General features: G+C 64.7%; 12 protein-coding genes and 1 pseudogene. 12 read left to right on the forward strand and 1 reads right to left on the reverse strand.

Annotated features, from left to right (window positions below; translation table 11 throughout):
- Nucleotides 1–378 precede the first annotated feature (378 nt).
- Nucleotides 379–2,046, forward strand: a complete 1,668-nt coding sequence (locus RZN05_RS13105; protein ID WP_317227050.1) for an amidohydrolase — start codon at nucleotides 379–381, stop codon at nucleotides 2,044–2,046.
- Entirely contained in the window at nucleotides 2,046–2,198 is a 153-nt protein-coding gene (locus RZN05_RS13110; protein WP_317227051.1) for a hypothetical protein, read from the forward strand. Before RZN05_RS13105 ends, RZN05_RS13110 begins: the two co-directional genes overlap by 1 nt.
- Before the next feature lie 123 nt (nucleotides 2,199–2,321).
- On the opposite strand, the gene RZN05_RS13115 is transcribed toward RZN05_RS13110, so the two are convergent.
- Complete coding sequence (locus RZN05_RS13115; protein ID WP_317227052.1) at nucleotides 2,322–2,924, reverse strand: hypothetical protein; 603 nt, start codon at nucleotides 2,922–2,924, stop codon at nucleotides 2,322–2,324.
- Nucleotides 2,925–3,031: 107 nt separating this feature from the next.
- Between RZN05_RS13115 and RZN05_RS13120 the strand changes: the two genes are divergently transcribed.
- From RZN05_RS13120 to RZN05_RS13160, 10 genes and pseudogenes are all read left to right on the forward strand, one after another.
- Nucleotides 3,032–3,700 (forward strand): response regulator transcription factor, encoded by a 669-nt coding sequence (locus RZN05_RS13120; protein ID WP_317227053.1) that lies wholly within the window; start codon nucleotides 3,032–3,034, stop codon nucleotides 3,698–3,700.
- A gap of 29 nt (nucleotides 3,701–3,729) precedes the next feature.
- Nucleotides 3,730–5,025 carry a sensor histidine kinase gene (locus RZN05_RS13125; RefSeq protein ID WP_317227620.1) on the forward strand — a complete coding sequence of 432 codons (1,296 nt, stop codon included), beginning with the start codon at nucleotides 3,730–3,732 and terminating at the stop codon, nucleotides 5,023–5,025.
- A 452-nt stretch (nucleotides 5,026–5,477) separates the two neighbouring features.
- Nucleotides 5,478–5,987: a nuclear transport factor 2 family protein gene (locus RZN05_RS13130; protein WP_317227054.1), complete on the forward strand. Its 510-nt coding sequence runs from the start codon at nucleotides 5,478–5,480 to the stop codon at nucleotides 5,985–5,987.
- A gap of 95 nt (nucleotides 5,988–6,082) precedes the next feature.
- The gene (locus RZN05_RS13135) at nucleotides 6,083–6,631 is read left to right on the forward strand and encodes a 2Fe-2S iron-sulfur cluster-binding protein (RefSeq protein WP_317227055.1); all 549 of its coding nucleotides are present in this window, start codon (nucleotides 6,083–6,085) and stop codon (nucleotides 6,629–6,631) included.
- On the forward strand, nucleotides 6,628–7,617 hold the full coding sequence (locus tag RZN05_RS13140; protein ID WP_394804804.1) for an FAD binding domain-containing protein: 990 nt from the start codon (nucleotides 6,628–6,630) through the stop codon (nucleotides 7,615–7,617). The genes RZN05_RS13135 and RZN05_RS13140 overlap by 4 nt, the downstream gene beginning before the upstream one ends.
- On the forward strand, nucleotides 7,614–9,854 hold the full coding sequence (locus RZN05_RS13145) for a xanthine dehydrogenase family protein molybdopterin-binding subunit (RefSeq protein ID WP_317227056.1): 2,241 nt from the start codon (nucleotides 7,614–7,616) through the stop codon (nucleotides 9,852–9,854). Before RZN05_RS13140 ends, RZN05_RS13145 begins: the two co-directional genes overlap by 4 nt.
- Nucleotides 9,855–9,975: 121 nt before the next feature.
- Nucleotides 9,976–10,395: pseudogene (locus RZN05_RS20670) on the forward strand (XdhC family protein); the annotation flags it as partial.
- 63 nt (nucleotides 10,396–10,458) lie between these two features.
- Entirely contained in the window at nucleotides 10,459–11,070 is a 612-nt protein-coding gene (locus RZN05_RS13150; protein ID WP_317227057.1) for an XdhC family protein, read from the forward strand.
- Nucleotides 11,071–11,084: 14 nt separating this feature from the next.
- A complete protein-coding gene (locus tag RZN05_RS13155; RefSeq protein ID WP_317227058.1) occupies nucleotides 11,085–11,432 on the forward strand; it encodes a radical SAM protein in 348 nt (115 codons plus the stop codon).
- Between the two features lie 248 nt (nucleotides 11,433–11,680).
- Nucleotides 11,681–12,595: a LysR family transcriptional regulator gene (locus tag RZN05_RS13160; RefSeq protein WP_317227059.1), complete on the forward strand. Its 915-nt coding sequence runs from the start codon at nucleotides 11,681–11,683 to the stop codon at nucleotides 12,593–12,595.
- Nucleotides 12,596–12,717 lie beyond the last annotated feature (122 nt).

Below are 12,717 nucleotides of genomic sequence, written 5' to 3' on the forward strand. Positions count from 1 at the left end.
GTCCGCCTTCGGACTATGCGCGATCCCACATGCCATGACCAGCGAACTCGCCCGCAACATAATGCCGCGCCTCGGGAGCGCCCTCCCTGCCCCGCCCGCGACGATGGGGACAATTTGACGGCTTCATATCGAGGGCGTTTTGATACTCGGGCGCTTCTCGATCGAGGCAAGCGAGCGCATCCGCGCGACGCTATATCGACACCATCACCAATCAGAATCGCTTCGTCACCGGCAGCGCGGGCGTCCCCACCGGCGACTACGACGTGCGTGTCCCCCCGCGCACTTTCGCCATCCGGCTCGAATATCGGTGATTGGCGCTGGCGCGGATTGATGCCACGTCGCAGTGCAGCATCAATCCGCACAATAGGAGGTAGAACCATGCCCTATGAGATCACGCGACGCGGTTTCGTCGCGTCGGGGGCGGCAGCGATGCTGTGCGGTCCGGCCTTTGCCGCTGCCGGCACGCTCGACGTCGCGCTGACCAACGCGCAGGTGTGGACGGGGAGCGGCATGTCCGATGCAGTCGGCATTTCCGGCAACCGCATCGCGGCGCTCGGCGCACGCGCGGTGCGTTCGGCGATGGGGCCGAAAACGCGGGTAATCGATTGCAAGGGCGCGTTCGTGATGCCCGCCTTCATCGATTGCCACACGCACTTCCTGCTCGGCTCGCCCAACCTCACCCAGCCCGATCTGCTCGAAGTCCGCTCGCGCGAAGAATGGGTCGACCGGATCGGCAAGGCGGTGCGCGAAGTGCCCAAGGGCCAGTGGCTTGCCGGCGGGCCGTGGGACGAGCAGCGCTTCGGCGGCCAGCTTCCACGCAAGGAGTGGGTCGACGCGGTCTCGGCGGACACGCCGATCGCGATCCCCCGCACCGATCTCCATTCGCTGTTCCTCAATTCGGCAGCGCTCAAGCTCGCCGGGATCGATCGCAACACCCCAGACGTACCCGGCGGCGTGATCGAGCGCGACGAGAAGGGCGAGCCGACCGGCGTGCTCAAGGACAATGCGCGGAACCGCGTGCTCGAGGTGATCCCGCCGCCCACCGAGGCAATGGTAGACGCGTATATGCGCAGCGGCATCGACAATGCGCTGAGCAAGGGCGTCGCGCAGATCCACAATACCGAAATCGACTGGTCGGTGCAGGACGCGGCGCGCCGGCTGCGGCAAAAGGGCCCGACGGGCTTGCGCTTCTATTCCTTCGTCCCGCTTGCCGATTGGGCGCGGATGGCGGACTTGGTCAAGGCGGAAGGCAAGGGCGACGACTGGGTGCGCTGGGGCGGGCTCAAATGCGTGTCGGACGGCTCGCTCGGCGCGCGCACGGCGCGCTTCTACGCGCCCTATGTCGATGCGCACGACCAGCGCGGCGTATGGTCGGTTCCGGTCGAGGACATGAAGCGCTGGATTCCCGCCGCCGATGCCGCCGGGCTCCACCTCACCACCCATGCGATCGGCGACGAAGCCAATGACGTGGTGCTCGACATCTACCGGGATGCCGCGCAGCGCAACGGCCGGCGCGACCGGCGCTTCCGGATCGAGCATGCCCAGCATCTCGCGCCCGGCGCGTGGACGCGGATGGCGCAGCAGAAGATCATCGCTTCGGTCCAGCCCTATCACGCCGCCGATGACGGCCGCTGGGCGGTCAAGCGGATCGGCGAGGAGCGGCTGAAGCGCACCTACGCCTTCAACACCCTGCTCAAGGCCGGCGTGAAGACGTGCTTCGGATCGGACTGGCCGGTCGCGCCGATCGATCCGCTCACCGGCATAGACGCCGCGGTCCAGCGTCACACGATCGACGGCGCCAACCCCAATGGCTGGCATCCCGAGCAGCGCATCTCGATCGAGCAGACGCTGACCGCCTATACGCAGACGGCAGCCTATGCGGGGTTCCAGGAAGACCGACTGGGGCGGATCGCGCCGGGTTATCTCGCCGACCTGGTAGTGCTCGACCGCAACCTGCTCACCGTGCCGGCCGACCAGTATCTCAAGACGAGCGTGCTGCGCACCTTCGTCGACGGCGTGGAGCGCTTCACGGGGCCAGCGGCCTGATGGCGGCCAAGCTGAGCCGCCGCTCCGCGCTGGGCACGCTGCTGCTCGGTGACGCTGCCGATCCCGCAACCGCGACGATCCTGATCCGCGGCGCCTACGTCATCGACGGCACTAGGCAGACGCTGATGCCGCGCCTCACCGATGCGCATTAGACAGGCCGCTTCCGCTCAAACGACCCGCAAAAGCGGACGTTATTCACGTCGAGATCTCGTCAGTATGAAATCAGCGCCACAGTAGAGCGAGGCCGCGGGTGTTACGGCCGCGGCCTCGCTTGCCTATCTCGCGGTACTGACGTTCGTTGCTTCGGGCGAAACCGCAACTGGGGGTGGAGGCGGCGCAGCCTGTGCGCTTGGGCGATCGTCGCAGCCGGCCGGTGCCGGCAGCGGCGGCGCAGCACGGTCGGACCGACTGATCGGCGACGATTCATGCGGCGGACGGCCTGGCCCACCCGGTTCGCGGGGCCCGTGCGGCGGGGCGCCGGCGGGGCCTATCGCATTCACCCGACCATTTGCCCCGACCAGATAGGAAGCCCGAAACTGGCCGTCGTCATAGCGCCCCTGCGCTGTCACATCTTGCCCGGCCGCAAGGCCAAGATTCGAAGCGCGCCCGACATCGATCATCGTTTTACCGGTCTGGTCCTGGACCACGATACGGTCGCCAAACACGTCGATCACCTTGCCCTTGACCGTAACGACACCGCTGCCGCTTGAGAGCTTTCCGATCGGAGTAGCGTTAAGTGGCGCCATCTCGATCGGCGGGCGCATCAGCGAAACGGCGCCGGCGCCCCCCGCGGCGCCAAGCGCGAGCAGCAGTGCGGCGCCGGCGCCCAGCACGGGGCCACGCGAAAGGCGCGGGAACTTGTCCTTGAGAGTCGTCATCGTCAGTCTCCTTGTCGTTGATGACAGGGAGGTACGACTCGCCGCCCCACGCCCCGCTGAACCCTGGCGTTCAGTTTGGGTTTAAGCTCGGGAGGTAGCCAAAGCGCATGCGCATCCTGCTAGTCGAAGACGATCCCGATCTGGGCCCCGCCATCGCCCGCGCGCTGCGGCAGGAGAATTGTGCCGTCGATCTGGCGGCGAACGGAATCGATGCCGGGCATCTTGGCGATACCGAGCATTATGACGCAGCCGTTCTCGACCTTGGCCTGCCGGGGAAGGACGGCTTTACCGTGCTGCGGGAGTGGCGCGAGGCCGGCCGCACACTGCCCGTGCTGGTGCTCACCGCGCGCGATGGCTGGTCCGACAAGGTCGCAGGGTTCAAGGCGGGTGCGGACGATTACTTGACCAAGCCGTTCCGGGTCGAGGAACTGACGATGCGGTTGCGCGCGCTGGTCCGGCGGGCCGCGGGACATGCTGCCACGCGCATCACCTCCGGACCACTCGCCTTTGACGCGCAAACCGGGCAGTTCGAACTGGACGGCCTGCCGCTTCGACTGACGGCGCTTGAGTGGCGCGTGCTTTCCGCACTGACCCTCGCCAAGGGCGTGGTGATCGAGCGGCTCGACCTGCTCGAGCGCGTCTATGAGGGCGATGCGGACACCGATTCCAACAGCCTGGAGGTCATCATAGGCCGGCTGCGCAAGAAGATCGGAGCCGAGTTGATCGAGACGGTGCGCGGGCGCGGATACCGGCTCTACGAGAGCGCCCCATCATGAGGCTGGCGCCACGATCGATCCAGGGACGAATGCTCGCCTTGTCGGCGACCGCGACGCTGGTTGCGCTGCTGCTGGCCGGTGTGATCGTGGCGGGAATTCTCGGGCGCGTGGTGACACAGGGCATCGACCGCCGCCTCGATGCCCAGCTCGCGCTGATTGCTACGGCGGTCGGCAAGGACGGCACGCTGGACCGCACGCGCCTGCGCCAGGTGCAGGGCGCGCTCGATGCGGGGCCGGGATGGCGTTGGCGAGTCGAGGCGCCCGCCCTGGAGCTCGGATCCGAAGATTTTCCGCAAATCGAGGCTGGGCGGCCGGAGCACCTGACCGGTGCAGGGGGGCGTGGTCATGTACGGCCGATCGAGGGGCTGAGCCGTGATGGCGATGCCGTGCACGGTCGCGCGCTGCGCCTGGAAACGCCTGGCGGGGCAGTGACGATATTCGCGACAGCGCCGCGGGACATTATTGAGCGTCCGGTTCGCGACGCGCTGCTTCCGCTCTTGGGGATGCTGGCGACGATCGGCGCCCTGCTAGGCTTGGCGGCGTTGTCGCAGATCCGGCTTGGCCTTCGTCCCGTCCGCCGCTTGCGCGATGGGGTCGCTGCGGTCCGTGACGGGAGCATCGAGAGAGTCGATGAAGCACAGCCTGAAGAACTTCGCCCGCTTGCCGAGGAATTGAACGCGCTTGTCCGCGACAACGCCGCGGCTCTCGCATCCGCTCGTGCGTCCGCCGCCAATCTCGCGCATGCGCTCAAGACCCCGGTCGCGACGCTGGCTTTGGACCTGCGCGATGATCCGCGTGCGGCGCAGGTCGAGCGGATCGATACGACGATCCGGCACCATTTGTCTCGCGCCCGGCTGGATTCGTCCTCGATTAGAGCGGTGACTCGCGTGGCGCCGGCGCTGGAAGCATTGGTCCACACAATATCGCAGCTCCATGCGAGCCGAAATATTACGGTCGAAGTGGACTCAGCGCGCGATTATGCCGTTGCGATCGGCCCGTCCGATTTTGACGAGTTGCTCGGCAATCTGATCGACAATGCTGCGCGATACGCGCGCACAGGCGTCGCAATCGAAGTTCAGCCCGACGGCCGAATGCTTCGGTTCGAAGTTTCCGACGATGGACCGGGGATTCCGGCCGCGGAACGCGACCGTGCGACCGCTCCGGGCGTCAGGCTGGACGAGCGTGGCGACGGCCATGGCTTCGGGCTTGCCATCGCGCGGGAACTCGCCGCACTTCATGGGGGCGCACTGAAGCTCGAGGAAGCCGCCCAAGGCGGCCTCGCTGCAACGGTTACGCTTCCCATGTCCAAGCGGACTATGCCGTGACACTTAGTGGCCATTTGGAACAAGTGACGGGCCGAAAGCTGACCGACAGCTTCAAAATTAGCCTGATCGCGAGCGGACTCTCGACCGGGGAGATGCCAAAACTACGAATGTTCAAAAGGTGTAGCGCCCGCGCACCATTCCGCTCGCCATATCTTCACAAATACAACATCTTGAGCTGGCTAGTAGGCATCGATCAATACTGACGGCGTCTGTCTGCGGCTGCGGGGAAAGCCCGGGTGAACCGAAATATGAGAATCTGCGCTCGCCGCGAGGGAAGCGCTCGGCAGCGCGCCACTGGAGTAGTTGAGGCCCCCCTGCTCCGCTCTTCGATGCGTCGGCATGGTCCATGCGCGACTTTGGCTCGTCGCAGACCGGACATTTAGGCGCCAGAGCGACGATCGGTTCGCCCTATGGTCGTCCCTCAATCTCAAGTGCCGGGAGCGGTGTCCAAGATGCGCGTGATTGCATGGCTTGCAGCCTTGTCGCTGAGCTTCGTGTTTCCTGCGATTTCGGCAGCTCAAGGGAGCGAAAGAATGTCCGAGAGTTCGACGGCGGTTAACCGCGCAATGATCAAGCGTGCGTTCGACGATTGGTCCGCCGGGAAAGGCGACGTCTTCAGCCTACTCGCGGAAAACGCCACCTGGCGCATCATGGGTTCCGATCCGGAGATCGCCAAGACCTACCATTCGCGCGAGGCTTTGCTGGACGCTGCCGCCAAACCTCTCGCTGCCAGATTGAAAGGCCCCCTGAAGCCCACCGTCAGGCGCATATGGGCCGACGGTGACGAGGTCATCGTGTTCTGGGACGGGGAAGGCGATGTCTACGACGGGACCAAGTACCGAAACACCTATCTGTGGATCATGACGGTCAAGGATCGGCGGGTCGTCGACGTGACGGCGTTCCTCGACATTCCATCGTTCAAGGCAGTGCTCGATCGTCCGCCCCCGCCACGTAAGCCGTAGAGATCGTCCGCCCCGGAGCGGACAGCGCCCGAAATGCCTGCCGCATTGGGCGCTCTGCGTTGATCGCATGCGCCCCAACTGAGAGTCACAATAGTATGACCGATCGATGGATCGAAGCAGGAGCCACAGCAGACGTGAGGCTGACGATCAACGGGCAAGCGCTCGCGTTGAACGTCGATGGACGGACTAGCGTACTCGACGCGTTGCGCGAGCACCTGGGCCTAACCGGCACCAAGAAAGGGTGTGACCATGGTCAGTGCGGCGCGTGCACGGTCTTGATCAACGGTCGCCGCATAAACAGCTGCCTGACGCTGGCTATCATGCACTCGGGTGATGACATAACCACGATCGAGGGGCTGGGGTTACCTGAGAACCTACATCCGCTGCAGTCGGAATTCATCGAGCACGACGGATTCCAGTGCGGATATTGCACCTCGGGGCAGATTTGCTCGGCGCTTGGCATGCTCGCGGAGGTCGACGCGGGCTGGCCCAGCCACGTAACCACGGCGATCGAGGAAAACCCTGCCCTGACCATATCGGAAATCCGCGAGCGTATGAGTGGGAACCTCTGCCGCTGCGCTGCCTACCCGGGGATCGTGGCGGCGATAGAAAGTTACGCCGCTACGTTGAAAGACGCGGCGTGACCCCATTCGACTACATTCGTCCCGCTACGACCGAAGCCTCACTCGCTGCCGCGACCGAGCGGCCCGATACACGCTTCATCGCTGGCGGCACCAATTTGCTCGACCTGATGAAGCTTGGAATCGATCGGCCAAAGCGTCTGGTGGACATCAACGGACTCGAACTGCGAACTATCAGTCAAACCACGGAGGGCGGGCTGCGCATCGGCGCTCTCGTGCCGAATTCCGATCTGGCGGCCCACCCTTTGGTACGATCGCGCTATCCTTTACTCTCGCGAGCAATCCTCGCCGGGGCGTCGGCGCAGCTGCGCAACAAGGCCACCACGGCAGGAAATCTGCTTCAGCGGACGCGGTGCTACTATTTCTACGACCCTGCCGCACCATGCAACAAGCGCGAACCGGGATCCGGGTGTTCCGCCATCGGCGGCTTCAACCGGATCATGGCCATACTTGGGACCTCCGACCAATGCATCGCGTCCCATCCCTCCGACATGGCAGTGGCAATGCGGGCGCTCGATGCAAGTGTCGAAAGCATCGAGCATTCCGGCGCTCGAAAGTCCCGGACCCTGGAAGAGCTGTACCGGCTGCCAGGAGACACGCCGCACATCGACACAAACCTCGAAGCGGGCGAACTTATTACCCATATGCTACTTCCGCCGCCAGCAACTGGCGAACACCGCTATGTGAAGGTGCGCGACCGCGCCTCCTACGCGTTTGCTCTCGTCTCGATAGCCACGATCGTCGCCGTGGAGAATGGACGCATCGCGAGCGCCTCGCTGGCCTTCGGCGGGATCGGAACCATGCCATGGCGCGATCGAGAGGCGGAAGCCGCGCTTCGGGGCGAACCTCCGAGCGGCACGCTATTCGCTCACGTCGCGGACCTTGTGCTGCGCAATGCGGAAGGGCGCGGCGGCAACGACTTCAAGATTTCACTCCTGCGACGGACGCTGACCGCAACCCTTGAGGAGATTACGGGAGGTGCGGCATGACCGACGGGCGAACCGAGGCGACGGCAAGCGTCGTCATGGATGGCACGTTCGAGAGCAGCCTGCTCGACGTCGTGCCCACCCCCGTCGTCGGAAGCGCCGTCCGCCGGATAGACGGTCCACTCAAGGTCACGGGACGCGCCAAATACGCGGCCGAGCACCACGTGGACGGACTTTTGCACGGCGCGTTCGTTCGCGCGCCATTCGGGCGTGGCCGGGTGACCGGGCTGCGGACCGAGACCGCTTGCGCGATGCCCGGCGTTCTCGCCTTGATCGACGATGAGCGGCTGATCCGAAACGGGGGCGATTTCGGCGGCGACGCTGCCCCGCCACAGGGCGTCCGCGACGTCGTATATTTCGGGCAACCGATTGCAGTCGCGGTCGCGGAGACGTTCGAGGCGGCCAGGGCGGCAGCGGCTGCCGTCCAGGTCGAGTACGAACTCGAAGAGGGGATCTTCGATTTCGATAACGCGCTCGACCAAGCGCAGCCGCCGACCGACGACATTTTCGGACTATTCCAGATCCATAGCGAGCAAGGCGACGTCGACAAGGCGATGGCGGAAGCCTACGCCTGGGTAGACGAGGTCTGGACGACGCCCAGCCAAGCGCATGCGGCGATGGAACCGCACGCAGCGATCGCGCAGTGGCGGGACGGGCACCTCACCATAAACGGAAGCTGCCAATCTCCGATCCTGGCGCGCAACCAGCTCGCCACCGCCCTCGCGATCGAGCCTGGCAAGGTGCGAATCCAGTCGCCGTTCGTCGGCGGGGGCTTCGGCGGCAAGCTTGGCCTCATGCCGGAGATCGTTGCCGCCGCGGTGGCGTCCGAAGTGACTGGGCGGCCGGTCAAGGTGACCCTGTCGCGGCAGCAGGTTTTCGAGACGACCGGCCGTCGGCCGGCGACACGACAGCGCCTGCGCCTGGCCGCGAACGGCTCCGGTTGCCTCACCGCGATCTCTCACGAGACGACCACCGACCAATTGGCAGGCGAGATTTTCTTCGAACCCGCCGGCATCGCCACCCATTCCCTCTACGCCGGCGACAATCGTATGGTCGATCATAAGGTTGTCCGAGTGAACAAGCTGCTCGGGGTGTCGATGCGTGCGCCGGGGGAGGCGGTTGGGCTGCTCGCCCTCGAATGCGCGATGGATGAGCTCGCCGAGAAGCTGCAGCTCGATCCGGTGGAACTCAGACTACGCAACGATCCGCAAGTGCACCCCGAGAGCGGCCACCCGTTCTCGACCAGGGCGTTGACCGAATGCCTTCGCCTCGGCGCGGAACGCTTCGGCTGGAAGAACCGGACTCTGGTACCGGGCTCCCTTCGCGAGGGCGCGTGGCTAATCGGGTGCGGGATGGCGTCCGCCAGCCGCGGCAATCTGTTCGGACCGAGTGCCGCCAGAGTTCGGATCGGTGCCGACGGTCGCGTCGTCATCGAAACCGAGATGACCGATATCGGAACCGGCACGTACACCGTGCTGGCTCAAATCGCGTCGGACCTGCTCGGCGTGCCGATTGGGAACGTCGATGTGCGGCTCGGAGATACCGACAGCCCCGCCAGCGCGGGCTCCGGTGGCAGCTGGGGCGCAGCGACCAGTGGATCAGCGGTGTACGCAGCATGCCAGAAGCTCCGTACCATGCTCGCCAACGCAGCAGGGATCGCGATCGAAAAAGCGACATTCAGCGATGGCTGCCTTACGGCGGACGGCGTCCAGCGTCAGATCCGCGACCTGGCCGGCGACGGGATGAGCGTCGATGGATCCGCCGCCCCCGGCGAGGGCAACAAGGCCTACGACCAGTGTTCGTATGGTGCGCACTTCTGCGAGGTGCGCGTCAATGCCACGACTGGCGAGATTCGCGTGAGCCGCTGGAACAGCGTGTTCGCGGCCGGTCGCATCTTGAACATGAGGACTGCGACCTCACAGGCTATTGGGGGGATCGTATTCGGCATCGGCGGAGCGATGACGGAGGAAATGGTGCACGATCCGCGCACCGGAAAGGTCGTCAACCGCGATCTGGGAGAATACCATGTCCCCGTTCATGCGGACATCCCCGAGATCGACGTGCTATTTCTCGAAGAACGCGACACCGTCGCGAACCCGCTCAACGTGAAGGGCGTGGGGGAGCTTGGTGTCTGCGGAGCCGGCGCGGCATTCGCCAACGCCATCTATAATGCCACCGGCGTCCGTGTCCGGGAGTTCCCAATCACGCTGGACAAACTCTTGCCGGGCCTGAAGCCGTGAAAGGGATCAGCGTCCCTACCCTTCGCCTCAGGCAAGCAGTAGGGCCATCGCAAACAAGCCTTTTGTCGGTTGCCAGCGCAGGGCTTGATCGCCATGACCGGCGTCGCTGCCGCCATCGTGAATGCTCTGGGCCGGCGGTTCAGAAACCTGCCAGTCCGCCTCGGGGACATGTTCGCCGAAGCACTCGGCACTTTATGAGACGTCCGATCCGCTTGTTTCCCGGCGACGCGGGCCCCCGAGATGGTCCTGCAATCAAGGCAGAGTGGGGGGCAAAGAGGGCGCAGCATTCGCCGGGTCTCGCAGCGCCGTGAAGCAATCTGGGACAGATACAGGCGAACAAGCGGCGCTCCGCCTGCTCCGCGCGGTGCCGGGGGCATTGTGCACGCTGCTGAACGTCGACGGAAGCTTCTCGCGCTCGCCGGGCGCGCAGCTCGCGATCGGCGAGGACGGCCAGCTCGCAGGAAGCCTTAGCGATGGCTGCCTCGAACGGGAGCTTGCCGCCCAGGCCGCACGCGCGCGTTCTTCGAACCGGGCAATAGCGCTACGCTACGGCGCGGGTTCGCCGTTCATCGATTTTCGGCTCCCGTGCGGTGCTGGCGTCGACATGCTCGTCGATCCCTTCCCTAACCGGGCGGAGATAGAGCGGGTTTGTGCCGAGCTCGACGCGCGAAGATCCGCCGCGATGTTGCTCCCCGCCGCCGGCACCTTCGGCGCGACCGCCCGCGCCTTCGATCCGGCGCTCCGATTGCTCGCGTTCGGCAAGGGCCCCGAGCTGTCGGCTCTTGCCCGCGTGGCAGAGGCGGCCGGAATCGAAGTGGAAGCTAGGGTCGCGGGAGCCCCGGGGCTGGCGCTCGGTCGCTCGCCGTCCGGGTGTGTCGCCGACAAGTTCACTGCAGTCGTGCTCCTGTTCCACGATCACGAATGGGAGGAGCAGATCCTTCTATGGGCGCTGACGACGAGCGCATTCTACATCGGCAGTATCGGGGGCAGCCTGGCGCGGCAAATGCGCCGGAAGCGGCTGTCCGACCTCGGCGCGGGCCCTGCCGAAATAGCTCGGATACGCAGCCCCATCGGAACCATTCCTTCCGCCCGCGATCCAATGACACTTGCGGTGTCGATTCTTGCCGAGGTCGTCGATGCGGATCAGGAAAGACGCCGGCAGCGGCCCCTTGTTTATCCGCGATATGGGCTTCGCGCCGGCGCGACGGCCGCATGACTGCCCGGAGTCCGATGATCGATCCCTTCGGCCGCACGATCAGCTACCTGCGCACGTCGCTCGCCGACCGGTGCAATCTCCGCTGCGTGTACTGCCTGCCGGAGCGAGCGGGCTTCGCTCCGCGCAACACCCAGCTCAGCATCGATGAACTGGAACGTTTGGCAAGCGCATTCATCCGGCTGGGAGTGCGCAAAATACGCCTCACCGGCGGCGAGCCGCTCGTACGAAAGGGGGCACTGGACCTTATCGAACGACTTGGCCGTCATGTCTGGCAGGGCGCGCTGGACGAGCTAACGCTCACCACCAATCACTATCCGGTTTTCGGAGCGCGACATTGCAGTCCCGCGCCGGCGCGGGGGTGATCACTTCGACGTTTGTATTCCGCCTTCCAGAGTTCCCTAGCGCGGTGCGAGACGGCTGGACCAAAATCGTCGCGGCTCCGCTGCTTCCGGAAACCAGACCATGCAACTTGCTATAGAGCATGCCCCCCGCTGCGCGAACGATGAATTTTGTCACCAGACTTCATTCTTGATGGTCCATAACTGACTGCCGCGCGCAGTCGCAAACCTGTACAAAGTTCTATTACGTATACGTAACGATCGGAGGTTTCTTGTTATTCGATGGTCGGATCATTTCGGGAATCACCGTTTTCGTGGCGGTGGCGCGCGCAGGAAGCTACCTGCGCGCCGCCGATCAGCTCGGCCTGTCGCGATCGGGGGTGGGCAAGGCCATCAGCCGGCTGGAAGAACGCACCGGGATGCGTCTGTTCGATCGAAATGCTCGCGCGCTCAAGCTGACGGATCAGGGCCGTACCTTTCTTGAGGAGGCAACGCCGCTGCTCGAGTCCCTCGGGCGGATCGCGACGCCTTCGACACCGGCCAGTATCAAGGGCCGGCTGCGCGTTTCAGCCGACGGGGCATTCGGCCCTTACCTAGTAATCCCGATGTTGCCCGAGTTTCTCGAACAGCACCCGCAGGTGAAGGTGGACGTCGTCGTTCGCGATCGCGTCGACAACCTCCTTCTCGAAGGTTTTGACGTCGCGGTACGCTTTGGCGAACCGGACCCTCGTGAGGTATCGAAGCACCTACTCTGCCAGAGTCGCGTAATCACTTGTGCAAGTCAGGCTTATCTGGAACAGATGGGGGCACCGACCAGCCCGGATGATTTCGTGCAGCACCATCGCTGTATACGCATGATCGACGACACGACCGGCAAGCCCCATCCTTGGAATTTCCTCAATGCCGCTGGACAGCATCGGACGATCATCCCTGACTGCGGCCTCACGCTGAACGATGCCCCGTCGCTCGTTGCGGCCGCTCTGAGCGACTACGGAATCGTTCGTCTGCTCGACGTGGTTGCCGCCGACTTGCTGCGATCGGGGCGGCTCGTCGAGGTCCTGCCGGACTGGAACCACCGGCGATGGCCTGGCTACCTGTTCACGCGCGCCGATCTGCAACCCTCACTCGCAGTGGAGGCGTTCAAGAAGTTCACGATCGCGCGCCTATCCCAGCAGGGCGCAAGCTAGGTCGGCGAGCGTGCCCTAGCGAGGTCTGCGAGAGCACGCGCCGACCATGAGCTTCTGCTGAAGCTAACGACGGCGCTTCGTACCCGGTATCGGCACAATCTCGCCCCTACATCGATATCAGC

Source organism: Sphingomonas sp. HF-S4 (assembly GCF_032911445.1).
Classification (GTDB): Bacteria; Pseudomonadota; Alphaproteobacteria; order Sphingomonadales; family Sphingomonadaceae; genus Sphingomonas; species Sphingomonas agrestis.

Excerpts from the sequence above, each read along its gene's own strand:
- RZN05_RS13105 (WP_317227050.1), top strand. The coding sequence starts at position 379 with ATGCCCTATGAGATCACGCGACGCGGTTTCGTCGCGTCGGGGGCGGCA.
- RZN05_RS13110 (WP_317227051.1), top strand. The coding sequence starts at position 2,046 with ATGGCGGCCAAGCTGAGCCGCCGCTCCGCGCTGGGCACGCTGCTGCTC.
- RZN05_RS13115 (WP_317227052.1), bottom strand. The coding sequence starts at position 2,924 with ATGACGACTCTCAAGGACAAGTTCCCGCGCCTTTCGCGTGGCCCCGTG.
- RZN05_RS13120 (WP_317227053.1), top strand. The coding sequence starts at position 3,032 with ATGCGCATCCTGCTAGTCGAAGACGATCCCGATCTGGGCCCCGCCATC.
- RZN05_RS13125 (WP_317227620.1), top strand. The coding sequence starts at position 3,730 with ATGCTCGCCTTGTCGGCGACCGCGACGCTGGTTGCGCTGCTGCTGGCC.
- RZN05_RS13130 (WP_317227054.1), top strand. The coding sequence starts at position 5,478 with ATGCGCGTGATTGCATGGCTTGCAGCCTTGTCGCTGAGCTTCGTGTTT.
- RZN05_RS13135 (WP_317227055.1), top strand. The coding sequence starts at position 6,083 with ATGACCGATCGATGGATCGAAGCAGGAGCCACAGCAGACGTGAGGCTG.
- RZN05_RS13145 (WP_317227056.1), top strand. The coding sequence starts at position 7,614 with ATGACCGACGGGCGAACCGAGGCGACGGCAAGCGTCGTCATGGATGGC.
- RZN05_RS13150 (WP_317227057.1), top strand. The coding sequence starts at position 10,459 with ATGCTCGTCGATCCCTTCCCTAACCGGGCGGAGATAGAGCGGGTTTGT.
- RZN05_RS13155 (WP_317227058.1), top strand. The coding sequence starts at position 11,085 with ATGATCGATCCCTTCGGCCGCACGATCAGCTACCTGCGCACGTCGCTC.